We start from the raw sequence: 19,435 nt of genomic DNA on the forward strand, positions 1-19,435 counted from the left end.
TCCAAATTTCAAAAACAAGCCTCGTTTCCACAGATGACAATTTCGTCCGACCTTTTCGCCCGTGCCCAAAAACTAATACCTGGAGGAGTCAATTCTCCGGTACGCGCCTTTCGTTCCGTAGGAGGAACGCCCTTCTTCACCAAAAAGGCCGAAGGAGCTACCCTCACCACCGCCGACGATCAAGAGCTGATCGATTTCGTCTGCACCTGGGGTCCCGCTATTCACGGACATAACAATCCAGCCATTCGTGAAGCCATCTCCGAAGCCCTTGATAAAGGTACAAGCTTCGGTACACCGAATCCTTACGAAGTCGAGATGGCGGAGCTTATCATCGAGCTCGTCCCATCCGTCGAAAAAGTTCGCATGGTTAACTCCGGCACCGAGGCTACCATGACGGCTATTCGTCTCGCCCGCGGTTACACGAAGCGAAACAAGATCATCAAGTTCGCCGGCTGCTACCACGGTCATGTCGATTCCCTTCTCATTGCAGCAGGTTCTGGAGCTCTCACGCTCGGCAAACCGGACTCGGCGGGTATACCAGAAAGCTTGGCAGAAGAAACAATCGTCCTTCCTTTTAATGACCTTTCGAAAGTCGAAGAGGCATTCGCCAAATATGGCGATGACATCGCAGGCATAATCCTCGAGCCCTACCCCGCAAACATCGGACTCATCTTCCCGAAAGACGGCTACCTCGAAGGCCTCAGGGCTTTGTGTACAAAATACGGAGCAGTCCTAATTTTCGACGAAGTCATGACCGGGTTTCGCGTATCCGCAGGCGGGGTACAACAGCATGTCGGCATCCAGCCAGACATAACCACGCTTGGAAAAATCATCGGCGGCGGCCTGCCAGTCGGAGCTCTCGGCGGCAAAGCCGAGATCATGGACCACCTCGCCCCACTCGGTCCGGTCTACCAAGCAGGAACCTTGAGCGGCAATCCGCTCGCTATGGCAGCTGGTATCACAGCCCTCAAGCTCCTACGACAAGGCGATACCTACGAACGGCTTGATCGAATGGGAAAACAGATTTCTGGAGCTATCATCGACACAGCTAAAGATCTCGGCCTCCCGCTACAAGTACCTCAAGTCGGCTCCATGTTTTGCGTCTACTTCAGCGAAAAAACGGTCGAGACACTCGACGACGCCATCGCCACCGACACGGAGCGTTTCAATAAGTACTTCCACTCCGCGCTGGAAAAAGGAGTCTACCTTCCACCTTCCAAATACGAGGCCAACTTCATCTCCACCACCCACGAACAAGCAGCGATCGACAAGGCCACGGAGATTCTTTGCGAAACCCTGCGGGAGCTTTAGCCCGCTAATTCGCGTGGAGGTCAGCGAAAGGCTCGGATTCGATTAAACGTCTTCGAGCTCTTCTTCCTCCTCGGCTTTCTTGCGCTTGCGTAAGAGGAATCCTGCGACGATCAAAGAGATCTCGTAAAGCACGATCATCGGCAAGGCCATCATGATCTGGGTAACCGGATCAGGTGGCGTTAGAACCGCAGCCGCGATGAAGAAAACCACAATCAAGACTCTTCGCAGCGAGCGTAGCTTTTCCAAGCTTACCACATCGAGGTAAACCAAAACCACTGCGACAAGTGGAAACTGGAAGGAGACGCCCATCCCCAGCACGATCCAAGTGATAAAACCAAAGTAGCTATCCGGCGACCAGATTATCTGGAACCCCATCATGCGATTGAACTCCATCGTCACATCGATCGCTTTGGGCAACAAAGCGAAGAACGCGAAAGCGGCCCCCAAGATAAAAAGGAAAAACGCGCTGATGCAGCCGGGCAAAAGGAGTTTCTTTTCCTTCTTAGTCAGAGCGGGAGAGAGGAATTTTCCGAGGTAGAAAAGGAATACCGGCGACGCCACTGTAACCCCGCAAAGCAGACCAATGTGTAACATGGCGGTGAATACGCCAGTCGGGTTGCGAGTCGCTAAGCCATTGAAGGTTTCCAAATCCGACGCTGAGTAGTTCTCGCTAAGCGGGAACATCAAAACCTCTTTGACCTGCTGGATAAAGACGATGGTTAGGGCAAAAGTGAGAAAGAAAACGGCCAGTGGTTTGATGAGGGTCCAGCGCAATTCTTCCACGTGATCCAAGAATCCCATTTTCTTGGGATCATCGGCCCAATCCATTTCGTCATCGGACTCTTCTGTTTCTTTTGCTGGAACTAAATCGCTCATACCTGGTGCTTCGAAGCGGACCTTAATGCGCAAGCATATGGCCGCGGGCAATCGCAAATCGTCACGCTAAGTCGTTCCATATGACGCTCGTAAGGAGCATTCCCGTTGACACTGAGCGCACCATCACTATGAGGAACCCCTTTTCGAAACTGGGAAGACGCACTTACGCATCTTTCAATTAACAAAATCGCATAACCCAAGCTATCGAAGTATGGCATCCAAAACTACAGCGAAACGCGCAACAGCAGCAAAAAAAGCTGCACGCAAGCCAGCCAAAAAGGCCGCTAAAAAAGCCCCTCGCAAAGCAGCGGCGAAGAACGTAAAGTACGTCTACTCCTTCGGTCAGAAGACTGACGGGGACGCTACTATGAGAAACCTCCTCGGTGGCAAGGGTGCGAACCTCGCCGAGATGGCCAACATCGGCCTCCCAGTTCCTCCGGGCTTCACCATCACCACTGAAGTCTGTACTTACTTCTACGACAACGGACGCACCTATCCTGAAAGCCTCCAGGCTCAGATGGAAGCCGCCATCGAAAAGATGGAAAAGGAAATGGGCACCAAGTTTGGAGCTACTTCCGGTATGCCTCTCCTCGTAGCTGTTCGTTCCGGCGCTCGCGACTCAATGCCAGGTATGATGGATACCATCCTCAACCTCGGTTTGAACGAAGCTTCCGTTGAAGCACTCACTAAGGCTACTGACAACCCACGTTTCGCTTGGGACTGTTACCGCCGCTTCATCCAGATGTACGGAGACGTTGTTCTCGGCGTACAAGCTGGACCAGACGAAGACGTAGAGCCATTCGAAGGCGTTATCCACGCATTCAAGCACGAGACTTACGGCAAGGACATCATCGACTCCGAGCTCACAGCTGAAGACCAGATGGAACTCGTTAGCCGCTTCAAGGCTCTCGTTAAGGACCGCACTGGACAAGGCTTCCCAGAAGATCCTTGGGATCAGCTCCGCGGAGCTGCCGGCGCTGTATTCGGTTCTTGGATGAATGACCGCGCGATCGTTTACCGCCAGAAGTACGGCATCCCAGCTGAATGGGGTACTGCTGTTAACGTTCAGGCCATGGTATTCGGAAACACTGGCGCGACTTCCGGTTCCGGAGTTGCCTTCACTCGTAACCCAGCCAACGGCGAAAACGAATTCTACGGTGAATTCCTCGTCAACGCGCAGGGTGAAGACGTGGTAGCTGGTGTTCGTACTCCAGAGCCAGTTGCTAAGCTCGAGGAAGTAATGCCAAAGTCTTTCAAGGAGTTGCTCAAGGTTCGCAAGAAGCTCGAAAAGCACTTCAAGGATGTACAGGACGTCGAGTTCACCATCCAGGAAGGCAAGCTCTACATGCTGCAGACTCGTAACGGTAAGCGCACCGCTGCTGCCGCTCTGAAGATCTCTATCGACATGGTTAAGGAGCGTCTCATCAACTGGGAAACTGCAGTTCTCCGCAACCCAGCTGACCAGCTCGACCAGCTCCTCGCGCCTATCTTCGACCTCGCTGAAGTCAAGAAGGCTAAGGTTCTTTCCGTTGGTCTCCCTGCCGGTCCAGGTGCTGCTGCTGGTAAGATCTACTTCAACGCTGAGCGTGCCGTTGACGCAGAAGCTCGCGGCGAAAAGGTTCTCCTCACTCGCGTAGAAACTTCTCCAGAAGACCTTCGTGGTATGATCGCTGCGGAAGGTATCCTCACCGCTCGCGGTGGTGTTTCTTCCCACGCTGCACTCGTTGCCCGCCAGATGGGTAAGGTTTGTGTTTGTGGCGCTGGCGAACTCCAGATCGACTACGACAAGAAGACCCTTACTGTTGGTAAGAACGTCTTCAAGGAAGGTGACTACCTCTCCATCGACGGAACCACTGGTGAAGTTTACGCAGGCGAAATCAAGGCTGCTCCTTCAGAAATCATCGACGGCCTCATCAACAACAAGAAGGCTGCCCAGAAGACCGAGAAGTACCAGAACTACATCAAGCTCATGGAATGGTGCGCCAAGGCAACTCGCCTTCAGGTCCGTACCAACGCCGACACTCCAGAGCAGACCAAGAACGCTATCGCGTTTGGCGCTGAAGGTATCGGTTTGACTCGTACCGAGCACATGTTCTTCGAAGGCGATCGTATCGACGCCATGCGCGAAATGATCTTGGCAGACAGCCTCGAAGGTCGTCAAAAGGCCCTCAAGAAGCTTCTCCCATATCAGCGCAAGGATTTCGCCGGAATCTTCCGCGCTCTGAAGGGTCTCCCAGCGACTATCCGTCTTCTAGACCCACCACTCCACGAGTTCCTCCCTCACACCAAGGAGCAGCAAATGGATCTCGCTCGTACTCTCGACATCAAGGTTGAGAAGATCATGCAACGTGTTGCGGATCTGCACGAGTTCAACCCAATGCTTGGTTTCCGTGGCTGCCGTCTCGCGATCTGCTACCCAGAAATCGCAGAGATGCAGGCTCGCGCCATCTTCGAAGCTGCTGCGCAGTGCGAGAAGAAGGGCATCCCAGCCAAGCCAGAAGTCATGATCCCGCTCGTTGGCTTCAAGAAGGAACTCGATATCCAAACTGAGATCGTACATCGCGTTGCGAAGGAAGTTCAGGAAGCCAAGGGTGTTGAGATCTCTTACACCGTTGGAACTATGATCGAAGTACCACGTGGAGCTTTGACCGCTGACGAAATCGCTGAGACCGCTGAGTTCTTCTCATTCGGTACTAACGACTTGACCCAAACAACTATGGGCATGTCTCGCGACGACGCTGGCTCCTTCCTCGGCAAGTACAAGGAAGTTGAAATCCTTCCGTACAACCCGTTCGCATCGATCGACCAAACTGGTGTTGGCCAGCTCGTCGAAACTGCGATCGCTAAGGGTCGTGGCACACGTCCCGGCATGAAGCTCGGCATCTGTGGTGAACACGGTGGTGATCCAGCTTCAGTAAAGTTCTGCCACAACGCAGGACTCACTTACGTATCCTGCTCGCCTTACCGCGTGCCAGTAGCTCGTCTCTCCGCTGCGCAAGCCGCGATCGAAGAGAAGCGTGCCAAGTAAGTGATCTGCGTATCAGATAACTAATTACACGGCCCTGCTTCCGACACTCGGAGGCAGGGCTTTTGCTTTTCATGTAGGAGCGAGCTTGCTCGCGAAAATTCAACCTAAAATCGCGAGCAAGCTCGCTCCTACCTCCCGGAACCGTCCCGGTTACCCGGAACTCAAACAACATGTTCGATCTCGAAGAAAATAGAAAAAAAGTACAACGAGCTTTGCTCGTAGGCATTCAGGATCCTCGCATGTCGAGCGATGATGCAGAACGCCTTCTAGACGAGCTTCAGGAACTGACTGCCAACCTAGACATCCCGACAGTCGACCGCGTCGTCGTAAAGCTCCGCAAAGCGCATCCCGCCTTCCTCCTGGGAACCGGCAAGGTGCAAGAGCTCATAGCGCACGCCAAGGAACTGGAAGCCGATGTTATAATCTTTGACGACGAACTCACACCTGCCCAACAGCGTAACTGGGAAGCGGAAGCAAAGATCGCAGTGATCGATCGGCAGGAAATCATCATAGATATTTTCTCCGAACGTGCTCACACCAAGGAAGCCGCCCTCCAAGTCGCCTTGGCTCGCATGGAATATTCGCTTCCAAGACTTCGCAGAGCATGGACCCACTTGTCTCGCCAACGCGGCGGAGGCACTGGCGCTCGTGGGCAAGGCGAGACTCAGCTGGAAGCCGACTCCCGTATGATTCGCGATCGCATAGCCATCACGAAAAAGGAGCTCAAGGAAGTTATACAGCATCGACACGTGCAACGCGCCAAACGACTACGCAAGCCCGTGCCAACCGTAGCGATCGTTGGATACACCAATGCCGGAAAATCCTCTCTGCTCAACACGATGACGGACTCGGACGTCCTAGCGGAGGACAAACTATTCGCCACTCTGGATCCAACTACACGCCGTCTAGAATTGGACAATAGCCAGCATGTTCTCGTTACCGATACAGTTGGATTTGTGCGTCGACTCCCCCACCGTCTAGTGGAAGCGTTCAAGGCAACCCTAGAAGAAGCCGTTGTAGCAGACCTGTTGATACACGTCATCGACGTCACCAATCCAGATGCCGAAAAGCACTACGAGACCACCATGCAGGTACTGAAAGAGATCGAAGCGGACAAGAACCCGATGCTGGTGGTTTTCAACAAAATCGATGCCCTAGAAGACCAAAGCGATCGCGAGCGGTTTATGTTCACGCACAAAGATGCCCTCTATCTCAGCGCTAACACGGGCGAAGGAGTATCCGAACTCAAAGAGACAATCGCCCACCACCTTAATGCGAAGTACAAGTCGACCGAATTGCTCATCCCGCACGAACGCTACGACGTCATCTCGAAGTTGCATCAAAGCGGAGGTATTCGGGAGCAAGAGACAAGAGACGAAGGAGTATACATCGAAGGGATCTTCCCGCCGGCCCTCGCTGGGGTGATAAAACCCTTCGCTGTAACCTCCAAATCTAGCTCCGAAACGTAAATGTAACCGTAAGGGTATCGACTCGCGGGCAGCACCGATTAGCCAACTCCTAAGATATGAAGCCAAATTCTCGTCGTGAATTCATCAAGAACACTGCTCTCTCTTTGGGGTTCATCGGGCTGCAAGTCTATGTGACTGGCTGCGCAAAAGGCTCCGGGTCCGCCAAAGCAAGAGTCGGATACGGACCTCTGACCGGTGGCCCAGATGAGTTGCTCAAGCTGCCAAAAGGATTTAGCTACACTTCTTTCTCGAAGACCGGAGAATTGATGGACGACGGCCTCGCCGTTCCTGGGGATCACGACGGTATGGCTGCGTTCCCGCTAGACGAAGATCGCGTCATCCTCGTGAGAAATCACGAACTCGATCCTAACGAGCAAGCCAAGAGCCCCTTCTTCGGAAATCGGGAAAAAATCCCTCAGTACCTGGAAAAACAATACGATCCAGCCCATGGAAGCGGCGACTGTTGCGGTGGCACCACGACCCTAATCTACAATCTCAAAACACAAAGCTTGGAGCAACACTCGCTCAGCCTCGCGGGCACGATCAGAAACTGTTCCGGCGGCCCTACTCCTTGGGGAACCTGGCTCACCTGCGAGGAAGACGTTTCCAAAGCGGGAGAAACATTGGAAAAGGACCACGGGTACGTTTTCGAAGTCCCAGCAACCGCCGAAATAGGCCTCGCCCTGCCCGTGCCAATCAAGCCTATGGGCCGCTTCTATCGCGAGGCTGTGGCTGTAGCCCCGGAAACCGGTATCGTCTACCAAACCGAGGACCGCCTGGACTCCCTCATCTACCGCTACATCCCCAACACACCCGGTAAGCTGCACAACGGCGGTAGAACCCAAGCCCTCGCCATCGTCGGCAAACCATCTTCAGACACCCGTAACTGGCCTGACGTCGAAGCGGAACAGTTTCCCATAAACAGTGAAGTATCCGTCGAATGGATAGATATGGAGGATATCGACAATCCCGAAGACGACCTGCGTCGTAGAGGCTTCGAAGCCGGAGCAGCCAGATTCGCCCGGGGTGAAGGAATTTTCTATATAGACGGTTCGGTCTATTTCGCTTGTACGAATGGCGGAGCGAAACAATACGGCCAAATCTTCAAGTATACACCAAGCCCGCTTGAGGGGACGGAAAGAGAAGCAGAGGCGCCCGGCAAGCTGGAACTCTACATCGAATCCCACGACAAAGAGCTCATGCAGGCCTGCGACAATATGACCGTGGCCCCTTGGGGCGACATCATCATTTGCGAAGATTGCGGGCTGGAAAGCTCCATTGTGGGAATCACACCGGAAGGTGAGATCTATCACATCGCCCATGCGATTATTGATAGCGAATTCGCAGGCTGCACTTTTTCGCCTGACGGCAGCACTTTGTTCGTAAATATTCAGAGCAATCCGGGACAAACCCTCGCCATAACCGGACCTTGGCGGGAGGACGCGTCCTAAAATCGCTCGTTTATGCCAGAAAGAACCAGTCCCTTATCGCCTAAATCAAGAGAGAGCGGCTCATCGCGAAGACCTTGGCTAATCGGCTGCCTAGGCATTACTGGAGTCATCATTCTCGCTTTTGGAGTTGGCTTATACTGGTTCTTTACCTCAGGCAAAAAAGTCATCACGGACGAAGTTCGGAACAAGGTCGTTCAAAAGATCGAGCAATCGGGCCTGCCATTCGAGCAGCAACAAGCCCTCAAGGCCGAGATAGATAGAGTCACCGAAGCTTTCAAAGCCGGAGAAATCAGTATAAAGGAAATGGTCATGATTTTGGAGGGTCTTGAGCAAAGCCCTGCCATGAGCGTGATTCGCTACTACGAAGCCGAGGGGGACCCACTGGATCGGGCATCCATTTCGGACGAAGAGAGAAAAGCCGCTCTACTGACAATAAGGAGATTCATTTACGGCATATTCGAGGAGAGCATTCCAGAGTCTGCCATCAGAGACTTGATGGAACCATTCATACTTCCTTCGTCCCGGGGGGAAGGATTGGAAAATCTTCAATTCAGAAGCGACATCTCCGACGAGGAGTTATTCGAGGCCTTGGATAAGGCCAAGGCCTATGCCGACGAAGCCGGGGTGCCGAATGAAAACCTATCTCCCGATCTAGCCAACGAGATTCGAGACATCGTCGACCGTATCCTCAGCAAACGGCGATGAGACGTGGGACTCGTACCAGCGGTCCTTGCTAAGAGACAAGGAATCGAGGGCTATCCACTCGCCTCCCCGCTCAAAGCCATCTTCCGTTCTCATCCTGAAGCGGAAACCGTTGTTCTCGAGGACCTTCTTGCTGGCTAGGTTCCATGAGGCATGACTTGCGGTCGCTTCCCTTATTCCGAGCTCTAAAAATCCGAAGCTCAGAATAGCAGACAACGCTTCCGTCGCATAGCCAGCTCCCTGCTTTTTCGGATGGGTCCAGAAGCCAAAATTCCATTTGGAAAAACGCTTTTCCGCCAAGATTCTCCCCAGCGGCTCTCCCGTTAGTCGGTCGCAAAACGTGAAAGTGTACGCATCGCCTGCCAGCCAACGAGCCTGAGCGTTGCCTGAAAAACGCTGAAGCTCCTCCTTGGACTCCGGCCTATTCCACATCATTCCATCCAGAAACCCTGGGGAGTTGACGGCATCCCACACGAAATCGATCTCCTCGTTGGAGGAGATTCGTAGAATCAGACGCTCAGTCTCGAGTGTGTGCCCTAGCGGTATAGATTTCATTGCTCGAATTCTCGAGTATACGTAAAAAAGAGAGCTCCGGCAAGCGGCTAAATATCCTTTTAGGAGCTCCTAACACCCACGATAAGAAGCGCTACAGAGCCGCGGATGAACGAGGTGAGGCTACTCCCCCGAACCGCTGGTGGCGACCAGAAGCTCAGCCTTCCTTTGCATGACCCATTTCTCAAGTCGTTCGACAGCAGCGGGAAATTTGGGATCAGACTTGTTCATGCGGTCCAAAATTCCGATAGCGGCAACGGCGTAGTCGTTGGGGATGGCGGTTGGCAATGTATCCAGTTCCCTTGGGTCCATCTCGCCGTCACGAATCATCTTTCGGGCTTCTTCCTCGATTTCGTTTCGTGTCCCACCTGATGTGTCGGAATAATTCGCATTCTTCTTGGATGGAGCTCCGCCACCCCCGGACCCTGCTCCCTCGCCGGCCGAGCTTCCGTCATTCTTTTCTCGCTCCTCACCTCCGTGACGGGCAGTCTTTTCGATGCCTGCAGGATAGCTTTTGCCATCCTTGCCAATCACCTTGTCTGGGTGATCGAGCCCCATGGATTTCCTGACTCTCCGGACGAGCTCAATGGAAACTTTGCAAATATCGGCGAGGTAGGCGTTTGAATGACCGGTCCACTCTTCGAGAGCGATCTCCACCGCGTGGCGCTTATCGGCGTTTGTGCGGTACAGTCCATTAGTCGCGTTCGCTCCTAGGGCCGCCACGAGGGCATCCGTGCGAGAGCCTTCTCTCACTTCCGCCTCAATGTCCCTCTCCTCTATCCGCTTCGCAGCGAGAAAACGGTGAAAACCATCCGCCAAGTAATATTTCGATCCATCATAGTAGAGCGTAATCGGAGGAAACTTAGCCCCTTGCTTCATGTCTTCGGCGTAGCCGGATACCGCTTCGTCGTTGGTGGCCACCCTCGTTTGGGTGCCCGAATAAATATCGATTTGCTCTAGGGAAATTCGCTGTATGTTCATGTAGTTAGATCGCCGATACCGAAATTGGACTAATTAGGAAAGCGGGTGAGACTTGCCGAGTGCGGATTTGTGGCAATGAAAAACCATCCGCATACGTTTATTGGAATAAGTACCTCCCTTCGCCCCTCGTAGACAGAAACACACCCGCCAAAAAATCTGATATGAAGAATCTACTCCTATTGACTTTCGCCCTGATTTTAATGACTCAAACCAATATGGCCCAAGACACTGACTCGGATAAAAAAGACCTGGAAACAATCACTTTAGCTGGTGGGTGTTTCTGGTGCGTGGAAGCAGTTTACCAGCGACTGGACGGCGTGGAGAGCGCGGTAAACGGCTACATGGGAGGACACACAAAAAAACCTTCCTACAAGGAGGTGTGTACGGGGAAGACTGGGCACGCCGAGGTCATTCAGATCAAGTTCGACCCAGCCGTCACAGATCTAGCTGCTCTAATCGATTTTTTCTGGGAGGCTCACGATCCGACGACGCTCAACCGGCAGGGCGCCGACGTGGGAACTCAATACCGATCCGCCATTTACTACGAAAATGAGAGCCAAAAAGAGATTGCCGAAGCCTCCAAAGCCAAAGCGGCCTCCAAATTCTCGGATCCAATTGTCACAGAGATAACCGAAGCGAGCACCTTTTACCCAGCCGAAGACTACCATCAGGAATACTACGAACTGAACAAAAGCTACCCATATTGCCGAGCTGTCATCACTCCAAAACTCAAAAAGCTAGGTTTGGAGTAAGGTCGAATGACTGATTTCCTGATCATGCAGAATTACTGTACTCCACACGGTATTTTCTCTTGATCGACGCTTGCGAGAATACAGTAAAGATAGGCGTGGCAACAGCATGCGTCCCATCGGCTCCATAGGATTGGTCCCATCAGGCAGGCTTGTGCCATTATCACAGCCAGCACTCAATGGACCCCTACTTACCAGCAAAAGGAACCATAGCCTCTCGATGGCGTCTCGCAGCATTTCTGTTCTTGCTTCAACTTTTGCTGGTTTTGACTCAGACGCGAGACGCTCTGTCCGCTCCTCGCCAAGAGCTCGGGCTCCCGGAGCTCAAAATACATGAGACAGAGGAAATCGGATCAAATTCCGGGGGGCGGTTCGTTTCAGTAGACACCAACGGGCGAATACTTTTTTCCAGCGATGGACAACTTTTCGCCTACGATGGGACCGAGTGGAATCAAGTTAGCGTAAGTCGAAGGCGGCAAAACGAAGATATGATGTCGGTTCGAGAAGGACCTGACGGGAGGCTTTACGTAGGGGGTATTGGTTATTGGGGCCGTCTCAAAACCGACCAACAGGGCCGCTATCAAACTGAGTTTCTCTCATCGGAAGAGGAGCAGAACAAAACGTCAATCGAGGGCTTCAAGCGGATCGAATTCTGCGGAGGCTCCGTTTTTTTCTCCGGACTTAGCACACTTGTCCGATGGTCTCCGCAGAAGGGATCTACCATCTGGGAAATAGATCGAATCGACTGCGTTTTCACAGTCGACGATGAAACCTTTGTTGCCTCCTCAAATGCCATTTCACGAGTTGAAGGAGATAAGCTCATCCCCTTGGTAGATCTCGCACCGATTCGCATAGGCGAAGGTCGCTTCCAAGCAAGCGCACCTTGGACCGACGGGCGCATTGCGCTTTATCACAACAAATGGGGGCTCGTTCTCTTCGACGGCAAGAGCTTCGAGAATATTTCAGACGGTATGGAGAGTAACCCGACCTGGGAATGGGTCAAAGACATGAAAAGGGTCGACTCAGAGACTCTAGCCCTGACGACCGCCGATGATGGCATTTGCCTGCTTGATTCTAGAGGTGAAATAATAACCACGATTAATCAAAAGAGAGACTATCGTTTCGGAGAATGCGGAGAGATCGCGATCGCTCCGGACAAAAGTATTTGGGTCTGCCTCTCAGATGGAGTCGCTCAAATCCTTAGTCCCTTGAACACGACCTTCATTGATGAGCGTTTTGGTGTCCCCATGAATTATTTCGACATGGCGCGACTAGGAAGCGATTTGCTTCTGGCTTCCAGTGGAGGCCTATATCTCGCCGAATACTCCGCTACGGGACAAATGACCGGGTTTAAAAAATTCGAGGCCCTGCAAGGTGGCGGAATTCTAAAGATGTTGGGTCTCGGAGACAGGGTTCTCGCTTCGTCTGGTCAAGGGATCTTTCTTTTGCAGGCAGACAAGCCCCCCGAGAAGCTGCTTGATATCAAAGACGCCTACAAGCTCCACAAAAGTACGTATGGCGAAAAGCAAATCCTCACAGTATCCACAGTAGAAAAACTCTATATCACTGAGCTCCTCGATGACAGGTTGACACTCTTGGATGAAATCGAAGTAGGTGATCTTTCGAACAAAATACTGGATGACGCCCGAGGCGATATTTGGTTGGAGCGGGGTATTTCCAAAATAGGAAGAATCCACATCGAAGAAGGTAAGTACCAGTATTCTGAATACGGCATAGAATCAGGACTTACTTCTGACCAATGGATCTCTATTTGGCGTTACAAAAACGAAGTTCTCTTTTCGACCCGCAAGGGGCCGCTTCGATTCGATCGGGACTCGGGACGTTTTCGCGTCGCAACGGATGTAGCCAACTTGATTCCCGAATCCGTCGAAGGTCTTACCCGTCCCGCCTTCTCGCCTAGCGGCGATTTATGGGTATTGGCCGAGGAGCATCCTACCGTCTTGAGACTCCAAAAAGATGGCTCATTTTTACCCGACCCTAGCCCCTTTGAGAAACTAGGATCGACGATGCTGGATGAAATAATTTTCGAGGAAGATGGGGTCGTCTGGATAACAAGCAGTCGTCAACTGATTCGAATCGATGACACGAGCTCCGCATCAGAACATCAAATCCCTCCCCCATCACTGGTCTCTATTCTCAACCCCTCTACTGGTGGATTACTTTACCACTACAATCTTCCAAACACACGTTGGCCGCAAAAACTTGCCCATTCGGACAACAGTATCCAACTGCATTTCACCACTCCGTTCTACCAACAGACGCGAGGAATAAAGTATCAATATCGACTAAATGGATACAGTAACGAATGGAGTGACCCCACAAGCGGGTCTTTAATCAATTTGGAAAGAATACCAAGTGGTAAATTCACCTTCGAAATCCGGGGACTGATTGGCGAATCAAAACTCACTCCCACCACGGCAGTGCCCATCCAAATCGGGATTCCACTCTACAAGACTTGGCCCGCCTACTTCGTATACATTACCATCTTTGTCGTTTCAGTCTGGGTTGTCGTTCTCTTCAGGCACAATAAACTCATGAAACGCCAAACTCTGCTAGAAGAGAAAGTTCGGCTTCAAACAAAGGCGCTCCGGGAGAAAAACATTCAGTTACACGGGGCCTTCCTCAACGAAAGAGAACTTAAGAAAAAGGCGGAAAAGGCCAATAAGGCTAAAAGCGAGTTCCTTGCCATGGTGAGCCATGAGATAAGGACTCCGCTCAACTGTATCATAGGAATGGCCGACAACCTCTTGGGAACTCCCTTGGAAAGGGACCAGGCACAAATGTCACGCACAATTCATTCCAGCGGAAAAACCTTGGTTACGATAATCTCCGACATCCTGGATTTTTCAAAAATCGAAGCAGGAAAGATCGAGTTTGAGAGGGAGCCTTACTCTCCCAAGAGCATCATTGATGACGTATTCAACCTATTCATACAGTCCTGCAAAGAAAAGAATCTGTCTCTAAAAACGCAAGTTGGAGACCAAGTACCAGAGGTAGCGATCGGAGATTCCATAAGAATAAAACAAATCCTAATCAATCTGGTGGGCAATGCTCTAAAGTTTACAGAAACAGGAGGAATAAGGATCCGTCTGGAAACGAAAAAATCTTCGACCAGCAAGCCGCAACTGCTTTTTACCGTCCAAGATACAGGCGTAGGAATCGCATCGGAAGACATGGACGAACTCTTTAAAACCTTTAGCCAACTCGATTCTTCCAACACGCGTAAATACGGTGGAACTGGGCTAGGATTGGCCATTTGCAAAAAGCTTGTGACCCAAATGAATGGGAATATCGGGGTTTCCAGCGAGCTCGGCCAGGGTTCAACCTTTTCCTTCGCGATAGAACTGGTATCCGCAAGCGAAGAGCAAACAAGGGAATTCAGAAATGAAAGCTTTCAGCTCGAAGTGGAGACTGACTTGCACCCACAAATTGCCGTTCCTTTTGACGAATCCCAAACGCCATCCATCGCTTTGGAGCCGAGAGACGTTTTACTCGTGGAAGACAATCCGATTAACCAGCAAGTGACAGCCATGATGCTACGTCGTATCGGGTACACCTGCGACATCGTAGGCAACGGCGATCTGGCCATAGAGACCACTGAAAAGAAAAACTATAAAGTTATCCTGATGGACATACAAATGCCAGGGATGGATGGCTTCCAGTGCGCGCGAAAGATAAGGGAATCGCTCGCAGAAAAAACCCCGCCAATCATCGCCGTGACCGCCAAGTCAGCCGAAAGCGACCGAGCACAGTCAGTTGATGCCGGCATGTGCTGTTTTCTGACGAAACCGTTGGAGCGTCCAACCCTGAAAAAGGCCATAGATAAATCGCTTTCAGCCAAGAGCAGCCCGCCTCGATGACTTCGCCTTTTCTAAAAAAAAGCCACCGGCTATAATCACCGGTGACCTTGCACGATAATAAATTGGAATAGCTTCTAGGCTACGACATCAAGCGCTCGTCCCACTGGACTGGTCCCAATCGACGCTGGATCGCTGGAACTATGCCTCTCCTGATTAACATCCAGCCCGGGCGTGTTCGCTACAGGCTGAGGAGCAATTGCAGTGGTTGTGGGATTAATTGAAGGCTCCAGACGGCTCATATCGTCGAAAGTTGCCCGTACGAGATTGATAACAGGGGGAAAATCCATTGTTTGCCTTCCTTCTAATTCGTTTAAGTTTCTATGCAGGCACCGTTTGCCAGAACAGTCCCATTTTAGCATCTCCACAGGCAAAAGGTAAATAGGGTCAACCGGCAGCTAGCGGTTTTTTTTCACCCAAGGTTATGAAAATGAAGTAGAGGGATCGCTCTAAAGCGGACCCCAGAAAACGTTACAAAGGATAATGTTCCCACACCCAATATCCGCTTGAACCCTGGCTTCCATTGACTGAAAACAACCACTGATTTCACAAAGAAGCAATATCGCGGCCCAGCCGCCTAAACCTCCCACTGAGAATACAAATGAGTAAGAAAGTCCTAATCATCGGCGCTGGTGGCGTCGGCAGCGTAGTTGCTCACAAATGCGCCATGAACCGCGACGTATTTGGCGAAATCTGCCTCGCAAGCCGCAGGAAATCCTCCTGCGACAAAATCGCGGAACAAATTGATTCTGAGATCCATACCGCTCAAGTCGACGCGGACAACACTTCTGAAACCGTAGCCCTAATAAAGGACTTCCAGCCTGATCTCGTGCTGAACGTAGCTCTGCCCTACCAAGATCTAGCGATCATGGATGCCTGTCTAGAGACGGGTACGGACTATCTGGATACCGCCAACTACGAGCCGAGAGACGAGGCGAAATTTGAGTATCATTGGCAATGGGCTTACCATGATCGCTTCAAGGAAGCGGGGATAATGGCTCTCCTCGGGTCCGGATTCGATCCAGGGGTAACCAACATTTTCACAGCCTACGCCAAGAAGCACCATTTCGACACTATCGATACGCTCGATATCATTGATTGCAATGCGGGGGATCACGGAAAAGCGTTTGCGACCAATTTTAATCCGGAGATAAACATCAGAGAAGTCACGGCAAATGGCCGCTACTTCCAAAATGGCGAGTGGAAAGAAACCCCTCCCCTCTCCGAACACCGTGTATTCGATTTTCCTGACGGGATCGGCCCCAAGGACATGTACCTCATGTATCATGAAGAAATGGAATCGCTTACCAAAAATTTTCCAGACATCAAACGCATGCGCTTCTGGATGACTTTCGGGCAGCAGTACCTGACTCACCTGAAAGTTTTGGAAAACGTAGGTATGACTCGTATCGACCCGGTCATCTACAACGGCCAAGAAATCATCCCTCTCCAATTCCTCAAAGCAGTGCTCCCAGACCCAGGTTCGCTAGGCGAATCGACCAAGGGCCGCACCTGCATCGGCGTCGTGGCGGATGGGCATAAAAACGGCGAAAGGAAGCACTACTACCTTTACAACATCTGCGATCACGAAGCCTGCTTCGCGGAGGTTAACTCTCAGGCAATCAGCTACACGACCGGCGTTCCCGCCATGATCGGAGCCAAGATGATGCTCACTGATCAGTGGAAAGGAAAAGGCGTCTTCAACGTAGAAGAATTCGATCCCGATCCCTTCATGGAACAACTAAATGTCCAAGGCCTACCTTGGGTCGAAAGCTGGCTAGACAAAAAGCCAGAGCCACTCGTCTAAACGCACTTACAACCCTGCATCAGCCTGCAAGGCGAAACCATATACCTTTCGTCTCGCATTTCACCGAACTGGGTTACCACGCATCGCCAATCCTATCAAATGGATCATATCATCCACTACGAACCCGGACTACCTCCGGAGACGCCATCGCCCTGCTATGTCGTAGACCTGAGCCGACTCAGGTCCAACATGGATCTCATCAAGTCGGTCCAAGAACAAACAGGCAGTAAGATTCTAGCCGCTCTCAAGGGCTTCGCGATGCACAGCGTTTTTCCCCTTATGCGAGAATACGTGGCCGGGGTTTGCGCTAGCGGTCCATGGGAAGCGCAGTTGGGAGCGCAAGAATTCGGTAAGGAAGTTCACTGCTTTGCTCCCGCATTCACGGAGGTTGACATGCAAGAGGTGCTGAGCTTTGCGCACCATATTTCTTTCAATTCTATCGCACAATTCCGGAAACATCTGAACGCGGTAAAGTCTTCCGCTAGGCACGTATCCTGTGGCTTGCGTGTAAATCCTGAATACAGCGAAGTAGAGACAGATATTTACAATCCTTGTGTGGCAGGTTCACGACTCGGCATTCGTAGAAAGGCTTTAGACGGGCAAGATCTCAGCGAAGTCGAGGGGCTTCACTTCCACACGATGTGCGAGCAGAATTCGGATACACTCGAACGGACCTTGGTACATTTTGAGGAAAAATTTGGCGACCTTCTGCCGCAGATGAAATGGGTCAATTTTGGCGGGGGACATCACATCACTTCACCGACCTACGATCGCGAACGACTGATCAAAATCCTTAAGGCCTTCAAATCGCGGTATCCACATCTGGAAGTCTATCTTGAGCCTGGTGAAGCGATGGCCATCAACACTGGTGTCCTCGTGGCAACCGTTCTTGACATTATCCAAGACGCCCCGCCCATAGCCATTCTCGATTTGTCGGCGACTTGCCACATGCCCGACGTCCTAGAAATGCCTTATAGGCCTGAGATAGTAGGGGCCAAAGAAGCTGGCGAACTTCCCTACACTTACAGCCTTGGAGGACTATCCTGCCTCGCTGGAGATATGATCGGTCATTTCTCCTTCCAGAAAGAGCTCACTCCGGGCGACAAGCTATATTTTCTCGATATGGCCCACTATACGATGGTGAAAACCAGCACCTTCAATGGGATCAAACACCCGGCAATTGCTACGTGGGATCCAGATAAGAAAGAACTGCAAGTAGTCAGAGAATTCGGATACGAAGATTACCGAAACCGCCTCTCTTGACATCAATCCATTCATTATGGGAAACAATTCCTACCAAAACCCTCCCGCCTTCCATTCAGACGACATCGAACCGTCTGCCCCTGAGAAAGCGACCTTTCACATCATTCCGGTTCCTTGGGAAACGAGCGTTTCTTACGGTGGAGGTACCGCAGACGGGCCCAACGCGATTTTGCATTCTTCCGTACAACTAGAGCATTATCTTGATGGCAGCTTCCCCGGTGACGCAGGAATCTACACTGCTGACGCTGTCGATTGTCAGGGTGAAGCCACTGAAGTGTTAGCCCGTATCCAAGCAGCCACTTCAAAGTCTCTTGAGCTCGGAAAATGCCCGATTCTACTTGGCGGTGAGCATGCGATGACGTTGGGCCCGGTTAAGGCGTGCCTAGAACAGGGGATCCCCTTTGGAATTGTCCAATTCGATGCCCACGCAGATCTTCGATACGCGTATCAAGGTAATCTATACAGCCATGCGAGCGTGATGGAAAGATGCACGGATTTGGGCGTTCCTCTTCATCAAATCGGGGTTCGGGCGTTATGCAAAGAAGAGGCCGACAGACGTTCGGAGCGCGGCGTTACCTTCCTAGATGCAGCAGACCTTTACTGGAAAGGTTATCCCGAGCAGCTACTTCCCGACGATTTTCCGGAGCACGTCTTTATCACCTTCGATGTGGACGGCCTCGACCCTTCGATCATGCCTTCAACCGGTACTCCAGTCCCAGGCGGTCTGAATTGGTACCAAGCGATCGATGGTCTGGAGCGAGCATTGAAAGGCAGGAAACTGATCGGTGCTGACTTCGTCGAACTAGCGCCTCAGCCCGGCCAGCATGCCCCCGATTTTTTGGTCGCCAACCTTATCTACAAGTTCATGGAGATCGCCCAAAGGCAAGGATGCCTTTGAACGAGCGTGGGGTTGGCCTGCTTTCTGGACTAATTGGAAGAGAACGGTCCGGGCTCCGTCTGATCGTCAGGTACAATCGGCGTGACTCCTCTCACGGTCGGGGGGTTGCCCGGCCCAAGTATGAAGTGCAGTTGCTTCATCTGCGGACCGTAGTTGAGCTGTAGATCCAAATAGATTTGCCACTCAGCCCCGTAAGTTTCTCGGCCAACTTCAAGCATCTTTCTACCAGTGGGCTGACGATCGAAAAAGTACTCACGACACCGTTCGAAATCCTTGATGATGTAGTCGGGTTTATTGTGGATTAGAGCCAGAGCCTTCTCTTCATCGCCACTTTGCAAAGCAGTCAGGAAAGCGTAAACCACTTTCGTCGCCTGCTCTTCACCTTCTAGCCGATCCGGCTCTGGACCCGCTCCACAGGCCGACAAAAACAAAGCCGAAAGGAGTAAGAGGGGTAAAGCTACCTTCATTTT

Annotated in this window: 14 protein-coding genes; 10 read left to right on the forward strand and 4 right to left on the reverse strand. The window is 51.7% G+C overall.

The window, feature by feature from the left end; all coding sequences use genetic code 11:
* Positions 1 to 33 precede the first annotated feature (33 nt).
* Positions 34 to 1,311, forward strand: a complete 1,278-nt coding sequence (hemL, locus tag H5P27_RS17030; RefSeq protein ID WP_185661626.1) for a glutamate-1-semialdehyde 2,1-aminomutase — start codon at positions 34 to 36, stop codon at positions 1,309 to 1,311.
* A gap of 42 nt (positions 1,312 to 1,353) precedes the next feature.
* Here the strand turns inward: hemL and tatC are convergent, their stop codons facing one another.
* Positions 1,354 to 2,187 (reverse strand): twin-arginine translocase subunit TatC, encoded by an 834-nt coding sequence (gene tatC / locus H5P27_RS17035; protein WP_185661627.1) that lies wholly within the window; start codon positions 2,185 to 2,187, stop codon positions 1,354 to 1,356.
* A 211-nt stretch (positions 2,188 to 2,398) separates the two neighbouring features.
* Between tatC and ppdK the strand changes: the two genes are divergently transcribed.
* The 4 genes from ppdK to H5P27_RS17055 all read left to right on the forward strand — a co-directional run bounded on the left by ppdK (position 2,399) and on the right by H5P27_RS17055 (position 8,840).
* Positions 2,399 to 5,215, forward strand: a complete 2,817-nt coding sequence (ppdK, locus tag H5P27_RS17040) for a pyruvate, phosphate dikinase (protein WP_185661628.1) — start codon at positions 2,399 to 2,401, stop codon at positions 5,213 to 5,215.
* A gap of 170 nt (positions 5,216 to 5,385) precedes the next feature.
* Positions 5,386 to 6,684, forward strand: coding sequence for a GTPase HflX (gene hflX / locus H5P27_RS17045; protein ID WP_185661629.1), 1,299 nt, complete (start codon positions 5,386 to 5,388; stop codon positions 6,682 to 6,684).
* 56 nt (positions 6,685 to 6,740) lie between these two features.
* A complete protein-coding gene (locus tag H5P27_RS17050; protein WP_185661630.1) occupies positions 6,741 to 8,135 on the forward strand; it encodes an alkaline phosphatase PhoX in 1,395 nt (464 codons plus the stop codon).
* A gap of 12 nt (positions 8,136 to 8,147) precedes the next feature.
* Positions 8,148 to 8,840: a hypothetical protein gene (locus H5P27_RS17055; RefSeq protein ID WP_185661631.1), complete on the forward strand. Its 693-nt coding sequence runs from the start codon at positions 8,148 to 8,150 to the stop codon at positions 8,838 to 8,840.
* Here H5P27_RS17055 and H5P27_RS17060 read toward each other — a convergent pair.
* Together H5P27_RS17060 and H5P27_RS17065 are read right to left on the reverse strand one after the other, a co-directional pair.
* Positions 8,787 to 9,392, reverse strand: coding sequence for a GNAT family N-acetyltransferase (locus H5P27_RS17060; RefSeq protein WP_185661632.1), 606 nt, complete (start codon positions 9,390 to 9,392; stop codon positions 8,787 to 8,789). The two genes, H5P27_RS17055 and H5P27_RS17060, sit on opposite strands and share 54 nt — an antisense overlap.
* 120 nt (positions 9,393 to 9,512) lie before the next feature.
* Positions 9,513 to 10,370 carry a ParB/RepB/Spo0J family partition protein gene (locus tag H5P27_RS17065; RefSeq protein ID WP_185661633.1) on the reverse strand — a complete coding sequence of 286 codons (858 nt, stop codon included), beginning with the start codon at positions 10,368 to 10,370 and terminating at the stop codon, positions 9,513 to 9,515.
* A 215-nt stretch (positions 10,371 to 10,585) separates the two neighbouring features.
* On the opposite strand from H5P27_RS17065, the gene msrA reads away from it, so the two are divergent.
* The 5 genes from msrA (at position 10,586) to speB (ending at position 18,965) form a co-directional block, all read left to right on the forward strand.
* A complete protein-coding gene (msrA, locus tag H5P27_RS17070; RefSeq protein WP_343075618.1) occupies positions 10,586 to 11,122 on the forward strand; it encodes a peptide-methionine (S)-S-oxide reductase MsrA in 537 nt (178 codons plus the stop codon).
* 176 nt (positions 11,123 to 11,298) lie between these two features.
* Entirely contained in the window at positions 11,299 to 15,000 is a 3,702-nt protein-coding gene (locus tag H5P27_RS17075; protein ID WP_185661635.1) for an ATP-binding protein, read from the forward strand.
* Between the two features lie 598 nt (positions 15,001 to 15,598).
* Positions 15,599 to 16,804, forward strand: coding sequence for a saccharopine dehydrogenase family protein (locus H5P27_RS17080; protein ID WP_185661636.1), 1,206 nt, complete (start codon positions 15,599 to 15,601; stop codon positions 16,802 to 16,804).
* A 99-nt stretch (positions 16,805 to 16,903) separates the two neighbouring features.
* Entirely contained in the window at positions 16,904 to 18,067 is a 1,164-nt protein-coding gene (gene nspC / locus H5P27_RS17085; protein WP_185661637.1) for a carboxynorspermidine decarboxylase, read from the forward strand.
* 16 nt (positions 18,068 to 18,083) lie between these two features.
* Positions 18,084 to 18,965 (forward strand): agmatinase, encoded by an 882-nt coding sequence (gene speB, locus H5P27_RS17090; protein WP_185661638.1) that lies wholly within the window; start codon positions 18,084 to 18,086, stop codon positions 18,963 to 18,965.
* A 29-nt stretch (positions 18,966 to 18,994) separates the two neighbouring features.
* On the opposite strand, the gene H5P27_RS17095 is transcribed toward speB, so the two are convergent.
* Positions 18,995 to 19,432, reverse strand: a complete 438-nt coding sequence (locus H5P27_RS17095; RefSeq protein WP_185661639.1) for a PDZ domain-containing protein — start codon at positions 19,430 to 19,432, stop codon at positions 18,995 to 18,997.
* Between the last annotated feature and the right edge of the window lie 3 nt (positions 19,433 to 19,435).

The organism is Pelagicoccus albus (assembly GCF_014230145.1).
GTDB classification, from domain to species: domain Bacteria; phylum Verrucomicrobiota; class Verrucomicrobiia; order Opitutales; family Opitutaceae; genus Pelagicoccus; species Pelagicoccus albus.